Here is a 20,649-nt window from a genome sequence, read left to right as displayed (position 1 = left end):
ATGATGCTTGGAAGATTGATCTTGAATTACCCGGACGCGGCACGACGAACCGGGCTGCTGCTCCTGCTGACGCTGATGACCGCTGTTTTATACGCGCTTGGCATCAGTTCGGCCTGGATTGGCAAGCTGGTGCCGATGACGGTTGGCTGGCTGACGGACAGTCCCCAGGCAAGCCGGCTCGTCTCCGCCGTGCTGATCTCCCTTATCATCGCCGTCAACATCAAGCTTCTGAGATTGTTGCCGCGCGGTCAGCAGATCGTGGGTGTGTGGATCGAGCTCCTCGCGCTCCTGCTGCTCTTCTTTTATACATTCGATCTTTCCTATACCTTCATTGCCAAAAAGATCGGGTTCCTCATCTCACAGGGTGTGGTGACGACACTCTACATATCCGCCATATCGATCATCATCGCCACCGTGATCGCGCTGGCGGGCGCCATCGCGAAATTGTCGCGAAACGGCGTCATCTACGGCCTTGCGACGTTCTACACTTCGCTCTTTCGCGGTCTGCCGCTCCTGATGCAGATCTATATCATCTATCTCGGCCTGCCTCAGGTCGGTTACGTCATCAGCGCCATACCGGCGGGCATCTTGGCGCTTTCCCTGTGCTACGGTGCCTACATGACGGAAATCTTTCGCGCCGGTATCCAGAGCATTCCGCGCGGTCAATCCGAAGGCGCGACAGCTCTGGGGCTCAGCCCGAACCAGACCATGTTCCTGGTAATCCTTCCGCAAGCGATGCGCGTCATCATCCCGCCAACGGGCAATCAGTTCATCGCCATGCTGAAGGATTCCTCGCTCGTCTCGGTCGTCGGCGTCTGGGAGATCATGTATCTTGCCCGCACCCAGGGTCAAACGGAGTTCCGCCACATCGAAATGCTTATCACCGCTTCGATGATCTACTGGATTCTCTCCATGGCGCTGGAATTCCTTCAGGCTCGCATCGAAGAGCGATTTGGCCGCTTCAATGCCCGATAGCCCTCATCCGCCGACCCTCAGGGCCAGCGCCAATCTGCCCGCTATAGGCGGCGTCCTGGCCGCCTTCGGCGTCTTTTCCGGCTGCGATGCGCTGGTGAAACTGATGAGTGCGGATTTGCGGGTGCCACAGGTGACATTCATGACCAGCTGCGCGGCATTTGTGCTCGTCATTGGACGCGCGGCCTCGAACGGCACGCTCAGCGGACTGGTGCCGAAACGGCCGCGGCTTGCGCTTCTGCGCGCCTTGCTACTCGCCGGCGATACGCTCCTCATCCATTATGCTTTCGCGATGCTTCCGCTCGCGCAAGCCTATGTCCTAGCGTTCCTGACACCGGTTCTCGTTGCCGTTCTCGCCTATATCCTTTTGGGAGAGCGGCTGTCCTGGACCGGTCAGTTGGGTGTGCTGCTTGGTTTTGCCGGCGTGGCCGTCGCGCTCAGGCCCGCTGGCGTGATGCTGAACTTCGGCCACGCCGCGGCGATTGGCTCGGCGCTCCTGTTCGCCGCCTCGCTCATTCTGTTGCGCGTCATCGAGGCAGAAGAAAGCGACGATGCCTTGGTCGCCGCCCTTCTCTTCATGCTTGGCTGCGGCGCATTTGGCGTCACCATGGCGACGGGCGGCTTCGGCCGCGTCGCGTTGCCCACCTTGGCGTATGCCGGGCTGGCGGGCACACTGCTCTACGCCGGACATGCATTTCTCGTGCGCGCCTTTCGCAGTGGCGATGCCTCTGTTCTCGCCCCTTTTCAATACAGTCAGATCATCTGGGGCTGCCTTTATGGCGTGATGCTGTTCGGCAATCCGATTGAAACCTATACGATCGCCGGCGGGGTTATCATCATCCTGTCGGGCTGGCTCGTTCTCAAGTCATCCAGGGAGATAAATTGATGTCACAGCCCCGCATCGAACAGCCGGAAATCGAACTGTCAGGCGTACATAAATGGTATGGTCACTACCATGCGCTGGACGATATCAATCTTTCGATCCGCAAAGGCGAGCGCGTGGTCATATGCGGCCCGTCCGGTTCGGGAAAATCGACGCTTATCCGCTGCATCAACCGGCTCGAAGCGCACCAGGAGGGCCGGATCGCCGTGCGCGGCACCGAGCTTTCGGAAAACGAGAAGAACATAGACGAGATCCGTCGCGAGGTTGGAATGGTCTTCCAGCATTTCAATCTCTTCCCACATCTCACTGTTTTGCAAAACTGCATTCTTGCGCCCGTCTGGGTGCGTAAGATGGACAGGTACAAAGCAATCGAAATCGCGAGGCATTATCTCGAACGGGTTCGCATTCCCGAGCACGCCGACAAGTTTCCTGCCCAGCTTTCCGGCGGCCAGCAACAGCGCGTCGCGATCGCCCGCGCGCTCTGCATGCAGCCGAAGGTCATGCTTTTTGACGAGCCAACCTCGGCGCTCGATCCTGAAATGGTCAAGGAAGTTCTCGATACGATGGTATCGCTTGCCGATACCGGTATGACGATGATCTGCGTCACCCATGAAATGGGCTTCGCGCGCCAGGTCGCCGACCGCGTCATCTTCATGGATCGCGGCGCGATCGTCGAGGAAGCGACGCCGGCGGAGTTCTTCGACAATCCTCGGAACGAGCGCAGCAAACTCTTCCTAAGCCAGATCCTGCATTGAAGGCAGGGCCGGCCGCCACTTTCGCGGCGCGAGTTATCGCGCCGCGGACCTGAGCGGCATCGGCGCCTGAGGAAAGCCGCCGACATGGGTGCAGGTGATCGCGGCCCTGTCGCGGCCGGCCGCCATGCAGGCCGACAGCGGCATCGAAGCAATGAAAGACGCAAGGAAGCCAGCAATGAAGCTGTCTCCTGCCCCTGTCGTATCGATGACTTGAACCTTGGAAATGCCGATCTCGGCCCTCTCCGATCCGCGCGAGGCAATCGCCCCGTCGGCGCCGCACGTAACGACGGCACAGATCGCGCCGCCCCTGATCATATGCCACAGCATGGCTTCGGCCTTGTCACCACGAGCGCCGGCGGAAGCAAAAGCGACTGTCAGTCCCGCGACGCCCAGATTTTCAGGACTTGCATTGACGGAAATGTCCTGGGACACGCTCACGCCATCAACGGCGAGCCGGCGACGCAAGGCGCCGCCGTCATCCATCCAGCCGAGATGGACGTGATCGACATCCTTCAGAATAGCAACCTCGCTCTCGCTCGGTCGATAGCCCGCGCAGACGCCGAACTCTTCAAAGACCATGATCCGGTCACCAACAGCGGTCTGCTCGATGTCCGTATAGGCGGTCACGCCGGGACGGAGACGAACATGATCGGTTTTAACGCCATTCTCCTTGAGTATGTGTTTTGTCCGGACACCGTCCAGGTCATCGCCTACCGCCCCAAAATAGGTGGCCGAGTGACCGAGCCGGGCGAGTTGAACCGCGACATTCACGGCGTTTCCGCCGACGAGCGACTGGGCCACCGGCGGCAGAAAGCGATCGATACAATTGTCACCGACGGTCGCAAATCGAAAAGGCGGCATTCGTCCCCCCGCGGAAAAACCAGCTGTTAATGACGCTTGCAGCCGCGAGCGCCTTCAGCGTCCGCGGCTAGGCTGCTTGTTTCGCCGGGTGGCTCAATAGGCAACCCGCTTATAGTACCGACGGGTGGTCAGCGGATGATTGCGCATGATCTCGAGATGCGCGCTGATGCGTTCCAGCACGGTTGCAAGCAGCACCGGCGAAATCAGCGCGCGGACCTCCTTTGATATCCCCGACAACGTGAATTCCGCCGTATCCAGCACGCTGAGCCTTTCCGTGTAGTTCGGGGCGAAGTTCTGAACGCGCTCGGCCACTGGCCGGAAGGCGTCCTCGCCCTTAAACAGGATAACGCTGACGTCCTTGTCGACCAACTCCAGCGTGCCGTGGAAGAAATCGGACGCGTGGACCGGGCGCGTGCGGATCCACTGCATTTCTTCAAGGATGCACATGCCGTAGTAGAAGGCCTCCGGCCAGACATTTCCGGCGCCTGTGATGATGTGATAATCAGACGATGCGAACGCCGTCGCATAGGCTTCGGCCTTGGCCTCGAAATCGCGCTTCACCTCCAGCAGAAGTTTGGGAAGTGTCGTCAGCTCCCTGACTATGCTGTCATAGTTGGAGATTTCACCTCGATGCTTCATGATCGACAGAGCGATAATAAGTGACTGCAGATAGAAGGATTCGCAGGACGTATCATCCTCGGCGAAGTTGACGAAGACATGGTCGCCGCCTTTGCCGAGAGGCGTTTCCTCATGCCCGACCAGCGTCAGCACGGTGGCGCCGATCTCCTTGAGCTTGGAGAGCATGGCGACGCTCTCTTTTGTCGTCCCGGAAAGCGAAGGCATGACGACGATGGATCTTGCAGTCAGGTTGACAGAGGAGGAAATATAAAGCTCAGCCGTCAGATCGATGAAGGTTGGGAAGGACGAATTGCGCTGCAGCAATTGGGCCGCCGGCTGCATGAGAATGGCGGCGCCGCCAGTTCCGAGGAAAAATACATTCTGCGCACCCGCGGCGAGGCAGGTACCAATCACGTGGTCGAGGCGCTGGGCCAGCGCCAAAGCGCCGGACTGAATACGCAGGAACCGCTCTTCATCAAAATTCAGCATGAGTGTCTCTCGGTTGATGACGTCGCATGGACGCGCTTTGGGGTGTAGCTTCGCCGATCCAGCAAAGTTGTAAGACAACTGACATCATCGAGTCTAACTGTCAAGACGTTGATCATGCGATCATTGGTGCCTACGCGTGCACTGGCAGAGTTGGAGAAGCCTTCGACCTTGCATGAAAGCCTTGACCAAGCGATATTTGTCAGACAAGACGGTGGATGTGATGAAATTGTTGTGAGAGGGATGAATTGGACGAGTCTATTCGCGATACGCGCACCATCGTGATCCAGCTTCGCGACCGTATCGCTGACCTCATTCAAAGCGAGGGACTAAGGCCCGGCGAAAAATTGCCAACCGAAGCCCAGCTGACGCAGCGCTTCAACGTTTCCCGACCCGCCCTGCGCGAGGCATTGAAATTGCTCGAGCAGGAGGGCGATATCTATGTCGAGCATGGCCGCGGCCGTTTTGTCTCCGCAATGTCGGCCGTCCACGTCGATCGCCCGATCACGGTCTTCGAAAGCGTCACCGACATGACGCTCGCCTACGGCTATAAGACCGTGAACAAGGTGCTTTCCATCTCCGAGGAAATTGCCGATGCGACGGTCGCCAAGCATTTACGGCTGGACGATAAGGAGACGGTCATCCGTCTGGAGCGGGTACGCCTCGAGAACGATAATCCGATCATGTATTGCCTTGACTTCGTACCACGTCGTATCGTTCCCGCTCGGCTATACGATATCGACTGGAGCGGATCGCTACTGTCTCTGCTGGAGCAATACCGGCACCGCCCCCGAATGTCGTCCGCGTCCGTTAGCGCCGTCATGCTTCCCCAACAGGTGGCTGAGCGCCACGATCTCAAGGATTTCGGCCCTGCCCTCCTCATTACTGAAACCTGCTTTAATGATGTCGGAGTTCCCGTGATCTACGCCGTCGACTATCATCGCGGCAGCCACTTCACCTTCAGCTTGGTCCGGAAATAGCGCGCTATCTTGAGGCCGCTAATGCGCTCAATCCAAGGATAGTCAAACGGCACCCCAATGAAGCGGATCGAAACCTTCGGAGAGGTTGGCGACTTCGCTAAGCGTGAACTTGTAGGCGGCAAGCATAGCCGGCGTCGTGATGCCCGATCAGGCGATCCTCCTGAATTCGGCGGTATAGGGTTGCAAGTCTTCCGCCTTGAGATTCAGGCCAAGGCCTGGCTGGTCCGGCACGCTGATCGTTCCATCGGCATTCAGGACAGGTCTTTGCGCAAGATCGAGCAAGGGATTGGGACCGACGTCGAATTCCAGATAGGGAAAATGCGCTTGCCCACCGCCTCTATGTTCCGGCAATGTCGAAACAAAGTGCAGGGCGGCATGCAAATTGACGATGCTTCCCCAGACATGCGGTATAAGCGGTCGATCGTAAAGGTCGGCGAGCAGGCCTACCTGTGAGACCCCGGTCAGCCCGCCGCAGATCGCTATATCGGGTTGCAGGATATCCAGGCATCCGCCCATTAGGAACGGGAGGAACGCCGATGCATTGGTGAATGTCTCTCCGCCAGCAAGCGCGGTTGCGGCATGAGCAGCGAAAGCATGATAACCGCCGATATCCGTCGGCTTAGTCGGCTCTTCGATCCACAGCAGTTCGGCATCTTTCATGAGATCGGCGGTTCGCATGGCGCGCCGGGCCGAGCAGGACTGATTGAAGTCGACCATCAGATCGCGATCAGCGCCGATTTGCCGTCGAGAGGCGAGGACCGTCTTGGCATCTTCTTCAACCGTGTATCCGCTTCTCAGCTTGATGGCCCGAAAGCCCGCCTCGAGATATCCATCGATCTCCCGCTCAAAGTCGCGGTAAGGATGTCCGCCAGGCTTGAAAAACGGCCCGCTTGCATAGGCCGTCACCCGTTGGCGCCGGGCGCCGCCAATGAGCGTGGACACCGGAATCTTGTAGGCGCGCGCGGTCAGATCGTGCAGCGCCATATCCAGGGCGGCGATGGCAGGTGCGGCGGTTTCTCCCTCGACGGCCTGCCGCAAATTTCGCCACACCGACAATATGTGGGAGGGATCCTGCCCGAGTATCCGCCCCGCGAGCTGAAACTCGATGGCGGCAGCCGCGGTTCTGGGCGCGAGCCACGCCTCCCCCCAGCCCGTCAGGTCACCGGCCGCGACTTCCACCAGCAAGGTTTCCCGCTTCGCAAAGGAGACCAGCGCGTTGCCGATTGGCTCCGGCAACATGGCGACTAGATGATAGAGGCGTATTTCGTCGATTTTCATGATCATGCCTTTGTCGGAGTCCGGCCCCGACCGAGCGGGGAAAGGAGCTCTCGCATGCTTCTGCCGAGAATGAGGATGAGACTGGCGGTGATCGCCATGACGATCGCCAGGAATATGAGTGCTCCCTGAAAGCCGCCCGTCGCGTCGCGAACCCAACCGATAATCGAGGGCCCAAAGAAACCGCCGGTACTGCCGACCGAGTTGATGAGTGCGATTCCAGCAGCGGCGGCGGTGCCCGTCAACAGCGTCGATGGGAATGTCCAGATAGTCGGCGACGCGCCGCCAATTCCGGCCGCCCCCAGGGTCAGGCCCACCACCGAAACAACCGGATTGCCCGAGAAGGCAGCGATCAGAAATCCGAGAGCGCTCACCATAAATGGCCCGGCGGTATGCCAGACGCGCTCGTGCCTGCGATCCGAACTCCGGCCCACCACGATCATTGCAACTGCCATGAAAGCAGATGGAATAGCAGCCATAAAGCTGGTCTGCAGATTGGAGAGGCCGAATTGCTTGATGAACTGCGGCATCCAGATGGCAATGCCGGTCGTGCCCATGACCAGCCCGACGGCAATCAGACACATCAACAATACCTTGGGATCGAAGAGCGCCTGCACGGCGGAAAAACGTCCGGATGCTTCCTGCATCTGCCGATCGCTTCGCAGGGCGTCGACGAGCCAGCCCCGTTCATCGTGGGTGAGAAACCGCGCTGTTTCAGGTAATTCCGGCAAGGCGAAGAGGACCACGAAGCCCATGATGAATGCGGGCAACCCCTCGATGAGGAACATCCACTGCCAGCCATGGAGGCCTGCCACGCCGTCGAACCCCTGCAAAATCAATCCAGATAGCGGCGCACCGATTACCGAGGCCAAAGGAACGGCGACATTGAAGAGTGCGAAGGTCGAGCCACGATATGCTCTCGGAAACCAAAGCGTAATGTAGAAGATGATGCCCGGAAAGAAACCGGCTTCCGCGGCACCGAGAAGTACCCGGACCACATAGAAGCTGGCGGGCGACCAGACGAATGCGGTGAGCGCCGAAAGAATGCCCCAAGTGATCAATATGCGCGCAATCCAAAGCCGCGCCCCCACCTTTGCAAGCATGAGGTTGCTCGGTAGCTCGCAAAGAACATACCCGAGAAAGAATATTCCCGCGCCAAAGCCGAAAGCGGATGCGCTGAAGCCGAGATCGGCGTTCATGGTCAGTGCCGCAAAGCCGATATTCACGCGGTCGAGAAAGGCCGCGAAATAGCAAAGCAGCAGGATCGGAATGACCCTCCTCCTTACCTTGAGAATGATATCCGAACGCTCAGTCATGATCTTGCTCCTCCCAGCGGCCCTTCACATGCCGTCGAGATATTTTTATATAATCATTTATTTTCCTGAGCAAATTTGTTATTCTGAGCTCGTCATATAGGTTTTTTAAATAATGCGGATCACCTTTGCCCAGATTGAGGCCTTCTATTGGACAGCCCAGCTGGGCTCGGTCCAGAAGGCGGCGGACCAGCTTCACGTTGCCCAACCCACGGTATCCCTGAGACTCAAGGAGCTGAGCACGACGCTGGCGAGCGACTTGTTTCACAGGGGAAGCCGAGGGCTGGAAATCACGGCGCAGGGACGCGACCTGCTGCCACGCGCGGCAACCATCATGGCCGAGATGCGAGGCATCAAGGAGCGGGAGTTCGATCCGAAGGTTGTCGGTCCACTGCGCGTAGGTCTTGCGGAAGGTTTCGCCGTCACCTGCCTCGCACCATTGCTTGCCGGATTGTCCGGCGATCATCCTGCCTTGGAGCCCGAGTGGACGGTCACGACCAGTACGCTCTTAGAGGGGATGCTGATCGACAACCGGCTGGACGTGGCGGTGCTGTTGAATCCGCTGGGCGACGAGAAGCTCGATCTGCGGCCGCTCGGACCTCAGCCGACACAATGGGTCGCTCCGAGGGCGTGGCACCTGCCGGGCGAGATCACACCCAAGGTGCTGGCCGACAGGCCGATCATTTCGAACCCGCCACCATCCGCGATGTACCGGCAGGTGACGCATTGGTTTGCACTTGAAGGCTTGAAACCGGAGCGCATTATTATTTGCAACAGCGTCGCGGTCATTGGCGAGCTGGTTGCCGCGGCTCTTGGCGTCGGCATTCTACCTACGTCCATTGCCAACCGCTATGTGGCGGCCGGAACGGTCCAATCCCTTTCCTGCACGCCGGATATCGAGAACGGAAGGCTCTTCATCGGGTTTCGAGCGGATATAATCGATGCCAAGATATTCGCTTTCGAAAGGACGACACAGCGCGTGCTGCGCGAGATAAGATATCTTTCCGTCTGAAATAGTGTCCGGGTCTCGCGCCTGTTATTCGATCGCTGCTCCTCCGTCGGGTCCAGTTTGCTTTCGGCCCTGCAGCAAAACGTCGGGACAGAAGCATGGCGGGTCCGAGATCCAAGAACTCACGCTGTCGGTTTCAATGCGGAACTGAGCCGAGTAACTTCTCGGGGCTCATCCTCGATTTCCGTGATTCATCGGCAGCATTCTCTCTCATCAGTCTGGGCCGCGCGGCCGTCCATGGCTCGCTTCGGCATCTCGAGGCGCTTGATCCGCCCTTCGGATTGACCATTGTTCCAAGGACGTTTCTTCAAAGCATCGACCTTCCCAGCATGACGATCTGTCAGCAGGCGGCGCGGCCTTATGCAAAAGCCGCGATCTCCATAGATGAGATCACATGGCTGGTGTCAGATCGCGAACGGGATCTGAAACATGCGCATCGGGAGGCGGCAGGTGTTCACCTTAGCTTGCCCATCGATGGACCCAAAACGTTTTGACTTGACTCCCAAAACGTTTTGGAGAATCTTTCTTGCTGTTTTGGAGGATGATCTTGGCCAATCTCAAGCAGCTCGCGCAGTCGCTCGGACTGTCGATCACCACGGTTTCCCGTGCACTCGATGGTTATGACGATGTCTCTGCCGCGACCCGCAAGCGGGTCAGAGAGGCCGCGGACATAGCTGGTTACCGTCCCAACGCATCGGCGCGCAGGCTCAGAAAACAACGCGCGGAACTGGTTGCCGTCACGCTGCCGAGCGACCCCGGCCATATCGGTCCGCCGCATTTCCTCGACATGCTCTCCAACTGTGCTGAACATCTTGCAAGTGCTGGCCTCAATCTCGTCATCGCACCCGTGCCACGCGGTGAGAGCGAACTCGACATCTGCCGTCGGTTCGTTGATGGCCGCCGCGTCGACGCCATGCTTCTCGTCCGCACCAGGCGACGGGATGAACGCGTCGAATTTCTCCAGTCGCGTGGCATTCCCTTCGTCACCAACGGCCGCACCGAAAGCCTCGTGCCGCATCCCTATATCGACGGCGACGGCTTTGCCGGGTTCCACGCGGCAACGGTCCGCTTTCAGGCCGCCGGCCACCGCCGCATCGGCCATGTTGCCGGGCCTCAGGAATATTACTTCGCGCATGCGCGCCGCGCGGGCTGGAAGGCCGCGATGGATGAGGCAGGTCTGAATGCCGATCTCTGCGCCGAAGGCGCGCCCACGGAACAGGGCGGTTATCTCGCCGCACTGGAATTGCTACGGCAGCCTTCGCGTCCCACTGCGCTCGTTTGCTCCACGGACGAAATGGCGATCGGAGCGCTGAGGGCGCTACGCGAGATCGACGGCGGCGACGCGATCAGCATTGTCGGTCACGACGACCTGCCGACGGGCGCTTTCACCAGCCCTTCCCTCTCGACCATGCGCATGACCGGCGAAACCCTCGGCGCGAGCTTCGCCTCGCTGCTGTTGCGGGCGATCGCCGGCGAGCCCGCGGAGGAACTGCAGGAGCTTCACGCGATCGAATTCATTGATCGCGACAGTCATCGCCGTCCAATGAAGGCGGCATGATCCGACACAGTGCATCACAGATAAAAACAATGAAGGAGGAGAGAACATGAAACGCATCACGTCATTCGGAATTCTGGCTTCCACTGTGCTGGCCTTTGCTTCGCCGGTGCTTGCCCAGACGGTTTTCGTATCCACCCAGCTTCGCCCGATCGAGGAGGCAACCGTCGTGCGGCAGGACCTGCTGAAGGATGCCGGCAAGGTGGATTATGTGGTCGAGGAACCGCCGCAGTTCGCCGTACGCATGGAAGCGGAGGCCAAGGCCGGCAAGCACACCGTCAGCCTGATCGGCGCGCTGCACGGTGAGCTTTCGCCACTTGCCGACAAGGATCAGCTCGAACCGCTTGATAATCTCGCTAAGACGCTCGCTGCCGGCGGCATGCCGCAATCGCTCCTCGACCTCGGCAAGCTCGGCAAATCCACCCAGCAATACATTCCGTGGATGCAGGCGACCTATGTCATGGCCGCCAAGAAGGAAGCCCTGCAATACCTGCCAAAGGGCGCCGATATCAACGCCATCACCTACGATCAGCTGATCGAGTGGGGCAAGAACATGCAGCAGGCGACTGGCCAGCCGCAGATCGGCTTCCCGGCCGGTCCCAAGGGCCTGATGGCACGTTACTTCCAGGGTTATTTCTATCCGTCCTTCACCGGCGGCGTAGTACGCACCTTCAAGAACGCCGATGCCGTGGCAGGTTGGGAGAAACTCAAGTCGCTCTGGGCCTATGTAAACCCCAACTCAACCAATTACGACTTCATGCAGGAGCCGCTGGCCGCCGGTGAAGTCATGGTCGCCTGGGACCATGTCGCCCGCCTGAAGAATGCCATTTCCGCCTCGCCAGACGACTATGTCGTATTCCCGCCTCCGGCCGGCCCCAAGGGGCGCGGATACATGCCCGTTCTCGCCGGCCTTTCGATCCCGAAGGGCGCCCCGGATGCGGCGGGCGCGATGAAGATCATCGAAACACTGACGACTGAGAAGATCCAGCTGCTCACCGCGTCCAAGGTCGGCTTCTTTCCAACGCTGAACGTTCAGCTGCCGCCGGATCTCGATCAGGGCATCGCGCTTCTCGCCGGTGCCGTCACCAAGACCCAGGCCGCCAAGGACGCGGTGATCTCGCTTCTCCCAGTGGGCCTCGGCGACAAGGGCGGCGAGTTCAACAAGATCTATATGGACAGCTTCCAGCTGATCGTGCTGCAGAATCAGCCCGTTGGCGACGTGCTCGCCAAGCAGGGTGCCGTCATGGCCAAGCTGATGACCGACACCAAGGCTTCCTGCTGGGCACCGGATGCCAAGAGTGACGGCGCCTGTCCGGTTCAATAACCCTTCCTGGGGTGCCTGGACGCGAATGTCCGGTCATTCTTTCCGTAACCCTGCTTTTCGAGGCGGGAGCCTATGAGCCAAAACCGACCCTGGATCCCCTATCTGCTGATCCTGCCATCCGTCGTTTTCCTCGGCCTGCTTTTCATCGTGCCGCTGGTGCAGACGATCTGGCTGGCGGTCTCGGATGACGGCGCGCCGTCGCTTGCAAACATGCAGCGCATGGTAGCGGACATCAATTTCATCCAATCGGTGCGCAACACCTTCCTGCTGACGATCATGGTCGTACCGGTCCAGATCGCCATCGCGCTAGCCATGGGCACGATGGTCGCCAAGATCGGTCGCGGGCGGGAGACGATCCTTTGGATCTGGACGATTCCGCTCGGCATTTCGGATCTCGCCGCCGGCCTCGTCTGGCTGTCGATCCTGCAGAATACCGGTTATTTCAACTCGCTGCTCTTCAGCCTCGGCGTGATCAGCCGGCAGGCGAGTTGGCTCTCCTATCAGACGCCGGTCGCGCTTTTCGTCGCCATCGCGGTGGCGGAGATCTGGCGCGGCACGGCGATCGTCATGGTCATCATCGTCGCCGGCCTCAACCAGGTGCCGAAGGAGTTCAAGGAGGCCGCCGAAATTTTCGGGGCTGGTCCATGGACGCGCTTCTGGAAAATAACCCTGCCATTGATCCGCCCGGCGCTGCAATCGGCCCTCATCCTGCGCACCGTGCTCGCCTTCGAGGTCTTCGCAGTCGTATACGCACTGGGCGGCCGTAATTTCCCGGTCCTCGTGGGCGAAGCCTACAACTGGCAGAACCAGAACCAGAATTACAGCGTCGCGGCCGCCTATGCGGTTCTGATCATGGTCATCTCGCTCGCCGCAACCCTCGTCTATCTCAAGGCCTTCAAGGTCGATCCGGAGCGCCTGCCATGAGTACACAAGCCATCGGTTCCGAAGCAGCAACAGCCAATCCCGCAAGCTTCGTTTCATCGCGCCGCTGGTTGCTCTGGAGCGGTATCGGCGCGCTTTGCGCCTGGGTTCTGGTGCCGATCTATCTCGTGGCGCTAGGCGCGCTCGGCGGACGACAGGGCGTTTACATTTGGCCGAAGACCGGCCTGCCGACCGGTATCTCGCTCGAACCCTTCATGCTCTTCCTGCAGACGGAAGGGGTCGTCCGCTCGTTCCTCAATTCGCTGGGCGCCGCGGGCATCACGGTAGCGCTCTCCATCCTGCTCGGGGCACCTGCCGGTTATGCGCTCGCCCGATACAATTTTCCGGGCAAGGACAGCTACCGGCTGCTGGTTCTGCTGACGCGCGCCTTCCCGCTGGCGATCCTGGCGCTGCCGCTCACCGTCTCCTTCATCCGGCTCGGCCTTTACGATACGATCGTCGGCGTCGGCCTGATCCATACGGTCCTGGCGCTCCCCTTCGCGGCTCTAGTGACCCAGGGCATTTTCCTCGGCGTCCCGAAGGAGCTGGAAGAAGTCGCATGGGTTTTCGGCTGCACCCGCATCCAGGCCTTTTTCAAGGTCGTGGCGCCGCTCGCCTTGCCGGGGATCGTCGCGACGGCGGTCTTCGCGTTCGTCATCTCGTGGAACGAAGTCTTCGCCGCCTCGGTGCTGACGGTGCGCAATCGCACGCTGACCGCCTATCTGCTGACGGTGCTTTCCGAAAGCCCGATGCATTACCGCTTCGCCGGCGGCCTGATGCTCATCCTTCCCTCTGTTGTCTTCATCTTCGCGGTCAGGCGCTACCTTTTCGCGATCTGGGGCATTTCCTCCAAATAACGGGACCAACTCCATGGCCAATATTGTCATCGACCGTGTCCGCAAGAGTTTCGGAACATTCCAGGCCCTGAAAGAGGTCTCGCTGGCGATCAACGACGGTGAATTCGTCTCGCTTCTCGGCCCGTCCGGCTGCGGCAAGACCACGCTCCTTCGCATCATCGCCGGTCTCGAAACCGCATCCGGCGGCGATGTCCGCATCGGCGACAAGTCGGTCCTCGGGCTCGCTCCCAAGGACCGCGGCCTCGCGATGGTCTTCCAAAACTACGCGGTCTTCCCGCATATGACGGTCTATGAAAACGTCGCCTTCGGGTTGCGCATGCAGAAGGCGGACGAGGCACGCGTCAAGGCGCAAGTCGAAAAGGCCGCCGGCCTGCTGCATATCGAGCAATATCTCGACCGTTACCCGAACAAGCTTTCGGGCGGCCAGCGCCAGCGCGTCGCCGTTGCCCGCGCGCTTGCCGTCGAGCCCAAGGTACTCCTCATGGACGAACCGCTCTCCAACCTCGATGCGCTGCTTCGCCTCGAAATGCGCACCGAACTCAAGACGGTGCTGCAGTCGGCCGGCACGACGACGATCTACGTCACGCACGACCAGACGGAGGCGATGGGCCTTTCCGATCGCATCGCCGTCATGCACGGAGGGATCGTAGAGCAGGTCGGCTCGCCGGTCGATGTTTACAATCATCCCGCAACGCGCTTCGTCGGCGGGTTCATCGGCAATCCGCCGATGAACTTCATCAAGGTCCCCGTCCTGAACGGCCAGGTCGCTGCCGGGATCGAGCAACTGAATACACCGCGGGAAGCCGGCAAGGAGATCATCCTCGGCCTGCGCGGCGAGGCGGTCGAGCTCGCGGGCCTGCCCGAGGGCCTTGAAATGAAAGTGCGGGTCGCCGAACCGATGGGCTCGCACCTGCTCCTGACCGGCTCGATCCACGATCAGCCCGTCCGCGTCATCCTGCCTGCCTCCGAAACCGTCAGGAGCGGCGATACGATCGGCCTGAAGCTCGATCGCAAGCGCATCACCTGGCTTTCCGCCGAAAGCGGCCAATCCTTTCCGCCCGTGACGGCCTAGGGGCGTCCCTCCCCAATACCGGAGTACCCACATGAACCTGCATATCGATCAAGCCAAGCGCATTCTCGTCGCCAATGACCGCGGCGGCTATACGGTGCCGACGGACCGGCTCTATCCCTTCCAATGGAACTGGGATTCCGCCTTCGTCGCCATGGGCTTCGCGCTCTACGATACGGACCGCGCCTATCGCGAACTGGAGCGGCTGGTCGAGGGCCAGTGGGCGGACGGCATGATCCCGCATATCGTCTTCCACCAGGCGAGCGATACCTATTTTCCAGGCCCGAACGTCTGGCGCACCCACCACACGATCCCCACCTCCGGCATCACCCAGCCGCCGGTTTTCGCCATCGCGCTGCGCAAGCTGCACCAAGCCACCGGTGACAAGACCCGCACCCTGCCGCTCTACGAGGCGGCCCTGAAATGGCAGCGCTGGTGGTATGCGGCCCGCGACCCGCAAGGAACAGGCCTCGTTGCCCTGCTCCATCCCTGGGAAAGTGGCAGCGACAATTCTCCCGCATGGGACGTCGCGCTCGCCCGCGTTCCCACCACCACCGACACGCCGGTCGTGCGCAAGGATACCGGCCACGTGAACGCTTTGATGCGTCCCCGCAACGAGGACTATCAGCGCTTCATCCACCTGGTTGATACCTATGCCGCCTGCGCCTGGGAGCCAGCTAGACAGTGGGCGAAGGCACCTTTCAAGGTCGCCGAGATCCAGACCACCGCGATCCTGCTCAAGGCCGGCGAAGACCTTGCTGCACTCGCCCACGAATTTGGCCGCATGGAAGACGCGTCCGAGATCGCCGCGCTCAATGAAAAAACTCGTAACGCGATCCTCGCCCAGTGGCGACCCGATCTGTCGCGTTTCGTATCCCGCGATCTCGTTTCTGGCCAGGATATCGTGGCGCCGACACAGGCGGGCTTCATCCCGCTTCTGTCGCTCGATCTCGACAAGGCAGTCGTCGGCGCTCTCGCCGATGAAATGAAGGCTTGGTCCAAGGGGATGAAAGTCGCCTTCCCGACAGTAAAGCCCGGCATCGACAGCTGGGAGCCGAAACGGTACTGGCGCGGCCCGGCCTGGGCGATCATCAACTGGCTGCTGATCGACGGCCTGAAGCGCAATGGCCGCGTAGATGATGCCGAGAAGCTGCGCAAGTCGACCATCTCGGCGATCGAGGCGGAGGGTTTTGCTGAATATTTCGACCCTGTCACTGGTGAAGGCTGCGGCGGCCTTGGCTTCTCCTGGACGGCGGCAGCGTATATGTGGCTTGTGGCGTCATAAATTTAGGTACCAGTCGCGCCCGCGCATCAATCTCAGGTCATGCATCAGCTTAATAGATTTGGGCCAGAAGCAATCGCAATCTCCGGTACTGTTTGCAGCTGAACGGATTCGACCCAGCGACCTATAAATATTCTGTTTTTTCACGCGACCGGGGACGACGGATCGGTGCCCTCACTCAGAATTGCGAGGTACGGGCCATAGCTGAAGACTCTCCCGCGCTTGCGACCCGTTATTTCCTTGATGATGTCGAAGCGCTCCAAGTCTGCCAGCGCCGCTTTAGCTGTGGGTCCGAATAGGCCTGGCGTTGCGACACAGCGCCGTTGACCAACCTCCGAACCGTAGCGATAGGTTGCTCGCCGGAGGTTGCAAAAGCAGTGCCGTCGTGGCCGCGCGTGAGCAGATTCAACGTCTGTTGCTTGGAGTTATTTCGTGCGCCGTCGCCAGTCAAGCAATCGGGCCTCGACAAGTCCAATCGCAACCGCGGTCAGATATCCCAGCACACCGAGCAGGATCACGCCAGCATAGAGGTCCGGGGCACGAAACGAGCGTGCGGCGAGCAGAATCCAGTTACCGAGTCCATCCCGACCTGCAATCATCTCACATACGATTGACAGGATGAGAGCCACCGTGAGCCCGAGGCGCATACCAGCGAGAATATCCGGGCTCGCCGATGGCAATGCAATCTTGCCGATCACGGCCACTCGCGAAAGTTTTAGCGCTCGCCCGACCTCATAGAGGCGCGGTTCAACCCCCGAAAAACCATGCACGGTGGCAAGGAGCACCGGCCAAAGCGCGCCGAAGGCGATCACGGCAAGCACCATGCCGTCCGACAGGCCGAGTATCGCGATGGCCACGGGAATCGTCGCGGAGGCCGGCAGCGGGCGAAGGAACTCCAGCATCGGCGAAAGATAGGCGCGCAGGCGCGGAGAGGTGCCGATGGCGGCGCCTAGAATAATGCCGAGTAAGGAGGCGATCAGCCATCCCCAGAACATCCGCCCCACTGTCGAGAGCAGCTTTCTCCCGAGATCGCCGGTCATGAAGCCTTTCATCAAAGCGCCCCAGGCGCGATCCGGCCCGGGCAGGAAAACGGGGCTGACCAGTTTATATTCCGCCAGCATCTGCCATGCCCAGACGAGGAGAACGGCGATCAGAAAGCTCAATCCGAGCCAGAGCACGCGCCAGGCCTTCATGTAATGGTCTCCACTCGTCCGATGCGGCCAAAAAATTTGTTCTGCACCAGCGACAACAGACCGTTCAGCCCCCATCCCACGATACCGATCCAGACCAGATATGCGAGCATAATGGCTGGCTGCAGGGCCTGCTGCGCGATCAGGATGCCGTAGCCCAGTCCGATTGGATTGACGGCGATTTCGACTGTGACGGACACGACAAGCGCAATCGCCGCCGCCAAACGAAATGCGACCATGATGCGCGGCAGCGCTGCGGGCAGCACGATCTTTCGCATCTGGCTCCAGGTCGACAGCCTAAGTGCTCGCGCGACTTCCATCAGTCGCGGCTCGATGCCACTCATTGCCGAGCGAGTCAGGATCATGATCGGCCAAAGGCAGGAGAAGGCGACAATGGCGATCTCCATGCGATAACCGAAACCAAATAGCAGCATGGCGATCGGCAGAACCGCGACCGACGGAATCGGGCGTACCGCTTCCACAGTCACCTCCATCAGACGATCCACCGTCTCGACCAGACCAAACAGCATGCCGAGTATCAAACCGATCACTCCGCCGAGAAACAGGCCGACACCTGCGGTCACCAGCGTATCACGCGTTGCAGCCAGCAGTGATCCGTCAACCAGAATCCGGACTAGAGCAGCAGCGATGTCGCTCGGTGCAGCAAGCGACAGAGAATCCGATTCACGGGTCCGCATGGCGATTTCCGCCGCAATCAGCAGCGCTCCCGGCACAACGAAACCTTTCCATCGGCTAGCGCTCATGGTTCAGCCTTCTCAATGAAATCGAACAGCGCGCGCCGAAGCCGCAGGAATTCGGGCATTTCGCGGGTCTCGAGTTGATTGCGCGGGCGGGGCAGATCTACCGGCTGGTCGATGCCGATGCGGCCGGGATTAGGCATGAGGCCAATGACCCGGTCGCCGAGATAGACCGCCTCCTCCAGGTCATGGGTCACGAAGAAGACGGTCGTCCCTGTTTCCGCCACCAGCGAGAGCATCTCGTCCTGCAGGCCCTGTCGGGTCATGGCGTCGAGAGCTCCGAACGGTTCGTCCATCAGCAACACGGCCGGCTCCTGGGCCAGACAGCGGGCAATCTGAATGCGCTGCTGCATGCCACCCGACATCTCCCCAGGATATTTATCTTCGTGTCCCGCAAGCCCAACCTTGGTGAGAAGTGGCCCGATGCGGGCCTGCCGCTCGCCACGCGGTACGCCGGCCGCCTCAAGCGCCAGCGAGATATTCGCGGCCGCCGTGCGCCAAGGGAGTAGCGCCTTGGCGTAGTCTTGAAAGACGATCGCCACGTCCTGCCGTGGGGCGGTCAGCGGGGCGCCGAGCAGCCTCACCGTGCCGGCGCTCGGACGCACGAGGCCCCCGGCCATGCGAAGCGCCGTGGTCTTGCCGCAGCCCGAAGGCCCGATGATGCAGACGATTTCGCCGCGGCGGACGTCGAAGCTCAATCCGGAGATGATGACCCGGCCGCCATAGGCAAGGCTAACCCCGTCGAAGCTTATCACCGACTGCGCGGCATCCCTGCTTATCGCCGTTGGATTGGCTGTCACGGCCATGTTCATGTTTCCCCTTATGTTTCTGTTCGGCCGTAGACGACATCGAGGGTCTGGGCGAGATGGCTGGCGAGCTCGGCCTCGGCCTTGTCGAACCGCCGCGCCAGAACGACATCGGCAAGCGCCTTGTGGGCTTCCAGGAAAGCATCGTGATGCGGCGCAAGGCGACTCATCATCACCCGTCGGTAGCGATAAGCCTGGTAATACAGATCATCGTGTATTCGCAGCAGGCGCTCCGAGCCGCAGGCTTCGAGCAACGCCCGATGGAAGGCCTTGTGCAGGCGGTCGAACTCCGGAGTTCCTTCCCGCATCGTCTCAGGATCGCGTTCGACGGACCGGACAAGACGGTGGAGAGCCGACAGGATGCCCGCCTCCCATTCATCGCCTCCCTGCTGCATTGAAAGCCGCAGGGCTTCCAGCTCAGTCAGGGTTCGCACGAGCGTGATGTCGGCAAGATCGGCTTTCGAAACACCGGCGACCCGGAAACCTTTTTGGCCGACGGCCGAAATCAATCCTCTTGAGACAAGACGAGACAGACCTTCCCTGAGCGGCGTGGCACCGATGCCGTAACGCTCGGAGAGGGCCTGAATACCGAGGCGTTCCCCGGGCGGCCAGATGCCCGACAGAATATCCTGCTCGACAACCGCCGCGGCGCGCTCGCTCAAGGTATCGGAGGCCGTCGCAGCCTCCCCGAACAGTGGATTGATTTTAGCTTCGATCATTTCTGGATAAGTGTCGCCGTATCCGGCTTTCCCTGCAGCATATTCTGCTCGCTCATGGTGCTGACCCACCAATCAAGTTGTTCCTGATCGATCCCTGGATCCGCAACAGAAAGCTTCATCTTCGAAAGCACGTCCATCGAAATCTTCGTGAAATTGGCGATGGCTTTCCGGCCCTTGTCGGGATACTCGTTGACGATCTTCGCGCCTTCCTGGATGGAGGCCCGGAACGCCTTCAAGGCATCCGGATTCGCATCCGCCCAGACACGAGTGGACGCATAAAGGATCTGCGGTCGGCGCTCCGGCAGCTTTTCGAGGAAATAGCCCGCGATCTTGCCTGTGCCGCTCGCCAGAATGCGCGACATGAACGGCTCGGCCCCGACCACGGCATCCACGGCTCCGGATTTCAGTGCATCGCTCATCGTCGGAAAGGTGACCTCGACGAAATTCACCTGTTTGGGATCGACGCCGTTATCGATCAGCCACTTGGAGAAAAGGACCTGGAGGAAGGCCCCTATACCGGGTGCGCCCACCTTCTTGCCAACGAAATCCTTCGGGCCCCTGATCCCGCTTGCCGGCGCGGCGATCACCCCTGCCGAGTCATAGGTACTGTTGGCGGTGGAACTGGCTCCCGCCACCGCGACGAGATCGAGCCCGCCATCGATGGCCTGCAAGAAGACGGACGGCGTCGGCCCCCCGATCTGGATCGAGTCCGAGAGCAGGGCCGCGGGAATGTTGGAATTCAGCCCTATCAGCGTCAGACTGACGTCCAGACCGTTCTTCTTGAAGATGCCCTCCTGCAGCGCCACCGCGGCGGATGCGCAATCCGTCGTCGCCGTGCAGCCGATATTGACCTTCGTCTGCGCCGTAGCATTGTCCGCCCACGCAGCAAGTACCAGTGCCGCTCCGAACGCGGCCCTCGCGAAAACCGTCATTTAAATTCCTCCCAAAATCCCGCTTCCCAATCGGGATGATATCAAATATCGATATAGTCACAAAATATATATGATCGCAAGTCG

20 protein-coding genes and 2 pseudogenes are annotated in these 20,649 nt (G+C 60.2%); 11 read left to right on the top strand and 11 right to left on the bottom strand.

Going from position 1 to position 20,649, the window contains the following annotated elements; genetic code table 11:
• Positions 1-3: 3 nt before the first annotated feature.
• From FBZ99_RS30080 to FBZ99_RS30070, 3 genes are read left to right on the top strand one after another with little or no spacing between them, the layout of a single operon-like run.
• Positions 4-975: an amino acid ABC transporter permease gene (locus FBZ99_RS30080; RefSeq protein WP_113352307.1), complete on the top strand. Its 972-nt coding sequence runs from the start codon at positions 4-6 to the stop codon at positions 973-975.
• Positions 965-1,858, top strand: coding sequence for a DMT family transporter (locus FBZ99_RS30075; RefSeq protein ID WP_145636544.1), 894 nt, complete (start codon positions 965-967; stop codon positions 1,856-1,858). The genes FBZ99_RS30080 and FBZ99_RS30075 overlap by 11 nt, the downstream gene beginning before the upstream one ends.
• Entirely contained in the window at positions 1,858-2,610 is a 753-nt protein-coding gene (locus FBZ99_RS30070; protein WP_113352170.1) for an amino acid ABC transporter ATP-binding protein, read from the top strand. Before FBZ99_RS30075 ends, FBZ99_RS30070 begins: the two co-directional genes overlap by 1 nt.
• Before the next feature lie 33 nt (positions 2,611-2,643).
• Here the strand turns inward: FBZ99_RS30070 and FBZ99_RS30065 are convergent, their stop codons facing one another.
• The gene (locus FBZ99_RS30065; protein WP_145636542.1) at positions 2,644-3,471 is read right to left on the bottom strand and encodes a PfkB family carbohydrate kinase; all 828 of its coding nucleotides are present in this window, start codon (positions 3,469-3,471) and stop codon (positions 2,644-2,646) included.
• 93 nt (positions 3,472-3,564) lie between these two features.
• Positions 3,565-4,578, bottom strand: a complete 1,014-nt coding sequence (locus tag FBZ99_RS30060) for an SIS domain-containing protein (RefSeq protein ID WP_145636541.1) — start codon at positions 4,576-4,578, stop codon at positions 3,565-3,567.
• 245 nt (positions 4,579-4,823) lie between these two features.
• Here FBZ99_RS30060 and FBZ99_RS30055 point away from each other — a divergent pair, with 245 nt between their 5' ends.
• Positions 4,824-5,555, top strand: a complete 732-nt coding sequence (locus FBZ99_RS30055) for a GntR family transcriptional regulator (protein ID WP_145636539.1) — start codon at positions 4,824-4,826, stop codon at positions 5,553-5,555.
• A gap of 147 nt (positions 5,556-5,702) precedes the next feature.
• On the opposite strand, the gene FBZ99_RS30050 is transcribed toward FBZ99_RS30055, so the two are convergent.
• Positions 5,703-6,839, bottom strand: a complete 1,137-nt coding sequence (locus FBZ99_RS30050; RefSeq protein WP_145636537.1) for a mandelate racemase/muconate lactonizing enzyme family protein — start codon at positions 6,837-6,839, stop codon at positions 5,703-5,705.
• On the bottom strand, positions 6,836-8,146 hold the full coding sequence (locus FBZ99_RS30045; protein ID WP_145636535.1) for an MFS transporter: 1,311 nt from the start codon (positions 8,144-8,146) through the stop codon (positions 6,836-6,838). Before FBZ99_RS30045 ends, FBZ99_RS30050 begins: the two co-directional genes overlap by 4 nt.
• A 112-nt stretch (positions 8,147-8,258) precedes the next feature.
• Here FBZ99_RS30045 and FBZ99_RS30040 point away from each other — a divergent pair, with 112 nt between their 5' ends.
• The gene (locus FBZ99_RS30040) at positions 8,259-9,155 is read left to right on the top strand and encodes a LysR family transcriptional regulator (RefSeq protein WP_113390683.1); all 897 of its coding nucleotides are present in this window, start codon (positions 8,259-8,261) and stop codon (positions 9,153-9,155) included.
• A gap of 188 nt (positions 9,156-9,343) precedes the next feature.
• Here FBZ99_RS30040 and FBZ99_RS33965 read toward each other — a convergent pair.
• Positions 9,344-9,596, bottom strand: a pseudogene (locus tag FBZ99_RS33965) (hypothetical protein); the annotation flags it as partial.
• A 103-nt stretch (positions 9,597-9,699) separates the two neighbouring features.
• Here FBZ99_RS33965 and FBZ99_RS30030 point away from each other — a divergent pair.
• The 6 genes from FBZ99_RS30030 to FBZ99_RS30005 all read left to right on the top strand — a co-directional run bounded on the left by FBZ99_RS30030 (position 9,700) and on the right by FBZ99_RS30005 (position 16,163).
• Entirely contained in the window at positions 9,700-10,710 is a 1,011-nt protein-coding gene (locus tag FBZ99_RS30030) for a LacI family DNA-binding transcriptional regulator (RefSeq protein ID WP_145636529.1), read from the top strand.
• Positions 10,711-10,756: 46 nt separating this feature from the next.
• On the top strand, positions 10,757-12,031 hold the full coding sequence (locus FBZ99_RS30025; protein ID WP_113352178.1) for an ABC transporter substrate-binding protein: 1,275 nt from the start codon (positions 10,757-10,759) through the stop codon (positions 12,029-12,031).
• Positions 12,032-12,103: 72 nt separating this feature from the next.
• Complete coding sequence (locus FBZ99_RS30020) at positions 12,104-12,955, top strand: carbohydrate ABC transporter permease (RefSeq protein ID WP_113352179.1); 852 nt, start codon at positions 12,104-12,106, stop codon at positions 12,953-12,955.
• Entirely contained in the window at positions 12,952-13,809 is an 858-nt protein-coding gene (locus FBZ99_RS30015; protein ID WP_113390684.1) for a carbohydrate ABC transporter permease, read from the top strand. The genes FBZ99_RS30020 and FBZ99_RS30015 overlap by 4 nt, the downstream gene beginning before the upstream one ends.
• 13 nt (positions 13,810-13,822) lie before the next feature.
• The gene (locus FBZ99_RS30010; protein WP_113352181.1) at positions 13,823-14,881 is read left to right on the top strand and encodes an ABC transporter ATP-binding protein; all 1,059 of its coding nucleotides are present in this window, start codon (positions 13,823-13,825) and stop codon (positions 14,879-14,881) included.
• Between the two features lie 31 nt (positions 14,882-14,912).
• Positions 14,913-16,163, top strand: coding sequence for an MGH1-like glycoside hydrolase domain-containing protein (locus FBZ99_RS30005; RefSeq protein WP_145636527.1), 1,251 nt, complete (start codon positions 14,913-14,915; stop codon positions 16,161-16,163).
• Between the two features lie 140 nt (positions 16,164-16,303).
• Here FBZ99_RS30005 and FBZ99_RS33960 read toward each other — a convergent pair.
• From FBZ99_RS33960 to FBZ99_RS29975, 6 genes and pseudogenes are all read right to left on the bottom strand, one after another.
• Positions 16,304-16,474 (bottom strand): annotated as a pseudogene (locus FBZ99_RS33960) (Fic family protein); the annotation flags it as partial.
• Between the two features lie 111 nt (positions 16,475-16,585).
• Positions 16,586-17,353, bottom strand: a complete 768-nt coding sequence (locus FBZ99_RS29995) for an ABC transporter permease (RefSeq protein ID WP_113352183.1) — start codon at positions 17,351-17,353, stop codon at positions 16,586-16,588.
• The gene (locus FBZ99_RS29990; protein ID WP_145636525.1) at positions 17,350-18,114 is read right to left on the bottom strand and encodes an ABC transporter permease; all 765 of its coding nucleotides are present in this window, start codon (positions 18,112-18,114) and stop codon (positions 17,350-17,352) included. Before FBZ99_RS29990 ends, FBZ99_RS29995 begins: the two co-directional genes overlap by 4 nt.
• Positions 18,111-18,914, bottom strand: coding sequence for an ABC transporter ATP-binding protein (locus tag FBZ99_RS29985; protein ID WP_145636523.1), 804 nt, complete (start codon positions 18,912-18,914; stop codon positions 18,111-18,113). Before FBZ99_RS29985 ends, FBZ99_RS29990 begins: the two co-directional genes overlap by 4 nt.
• 14 nt (positions 18,915-18,928) lie before the next feature.
• The gene (locus FBZ99_RS29980) at positions 18,929-19,633 is read right to left on the bottom strand and encodes a GntR family transcriptional regulator (RefSeq protein ID WP_145636521.1); all 705 of its coding nucleotides are present in this window, start codon (positions 19,631-19,633) and stop codon (positions 18,929-18,931) included.
• Complete coding sequence (locus tag FBZ99_RS29975) at positions 19,630-20,565, bottom strand: ABC transporter substrate-binding protein (protein WP_113352187.1); 936 nt, start codon at positions 20,563-20,565, stop codon at positions 19,630-19,632. Before FBZ99_RS29975 ends, FBZ99_RS29980 begins: the two co-directional genes overlap by 4 nt.
• Positions 20,566-20,649: the final 84 nt, after the last annotated feature.

It is taken from the genome of Rhizobium sp. ERR 1071 (assembly GCF_007828675.1).
Lineage (GTDB): Bacteria > Pseudomonadota > Alphaproteobacteria > Rhizobiales > Rhizobiaceae > Rhizobium > Rhizobium dioscoreae.
The sequence above is the reverse complement of the archived record's forward strand: the minus strand, read 5'-3'. Positions and strand labels throughout refer to the sequence as shown.

Bases quoted from the DNA above. Each gene is read 5' to 3' on its own strand.
- FBZ99_RS30050 (WP_145636537.1), bottom strand. From the start codon at position 6,839: ATGATCATGAAAATCGACGAAATACGCCTCTATCATCTAGTCGCCATG.
- FBZ99_RS30025 (WP_113352178.1), top strand. From the start codon at position 10,757: ATGAAACGCATCACGTCATTCGGAATTCTGGCTTCCACTGTGCTGGCC.
- FBZ99_RS30040 (WP_113390683.1), top strand. From the start codon at position 8,259: ATGCGGATCACCTTTGCCCAGATTGAGGCCTTCTATTGGACAGCCCAG.
- FBZ99_RS30045 (WP_145636535.1), bottom strand. From the start codon at position 8,146: ATGACTGAGCGTTCGGATATCATTCTCAAGGTAAGGAGGAGGGTCATT.
- FBZ99_RS30075 (WP_145636544.1), top strand. From the start codon at position 965: ATGCCCGATAGCCCTCATCCGCCGACCCTCAGGGCCAGCGCCAATCTG.
- FBZ99_RS30005 (WP_145636527.1), top strand. From the start codon at position 14,913: ATGAACCTGCATATCGATCAAGCCAAGCGCATTCTCGTCGCCAATGAC.
- FBZ99_RS30020 (WP_113352179.1), top strand. From the start codon at position 12,104: ATGAGCCAAAACCGACCCTGGATCCCCTATCTGCTGATCCTGCCATCC.
- FBZ99_RS30065 (WP_145636542.1), bottom strand. From the start codon at position 3,471: ATGCCGCCTTTTCGATTTGCGACCGTCGGTGACAATTGTATCGATCGC.
- FBZ99_RS30015 (WP_113390684.1), top strand. From the start codon at position 12,952: ATGAGTACACAAGCCATCGGTTCCGAAGCAGCAACAGCCAATCCCGCA.
- FBZ99_RS29990 (WP_145636525.1), bottom strand. From the start codon at position 18,114: ATGAGCGCTAGCCGATGGAAAGGTTTCGTTGTGCCGGGAGCGCTGCTG.
- FBZ99_RS29980 (WP_145636521.1), bottom strand. From the start codon at position 19,633: ATGATCGAAGCTAAAATCAATCCACTGTTCGGGGAGGCTGCGACGGCC.
- FBZ99_RS30010 (WP_113352181.1), top strand. From the start codon at position 13,823: ATGGCCAATATTGTCATCGACCGTGTCCGCAAGAGTTTCGGAACATTC.
- FBZ99_RS29975 (WP_113352187.1), bottom strand. From the start codon at position 20,565: ATGACGGTTTTCGCGAGGGCCGCGTTCGGAGCGGCACTGGTACTTGCT.
- FBZ99_RS30060 (WP_145636541.1), bottom strand. From the start codon at position 4,578: ATGCTGAATTTTGATGAAGAGCGGTTCCTGCGTATTCAGTCCGGCGCT.
- FBZ99_RS29985 (WP_145636523.1), bottom strand. From the start codon at position 18,914: ATGGCCGTGACAGCCAATCCAACGGCGATAAGCAGGGATGCCGCGCAG.
- FBZ99_RS30070 (WP_113352170.1), top strand. From the start codon at position 1,858: ATGTCACAGCCCCGCATCGAACAGCCGGAAATCGAACTGTCAGGCGTA.
- FBZ99_RS29995 (WP_113352183.1), bottom strand. From the start codon at position 17,353: ATGAAGGCCTGGCGCGTGCTCTGGCTCGGATTGAGCTTTCTGATCGCC.
- FBZ99_RS30080 (WP_113352307.1), top strand. From the start codon at position 4: ATGCTTGGAAGATTGATCTTGAATTACCCGGACGCGGCACGACGAACC.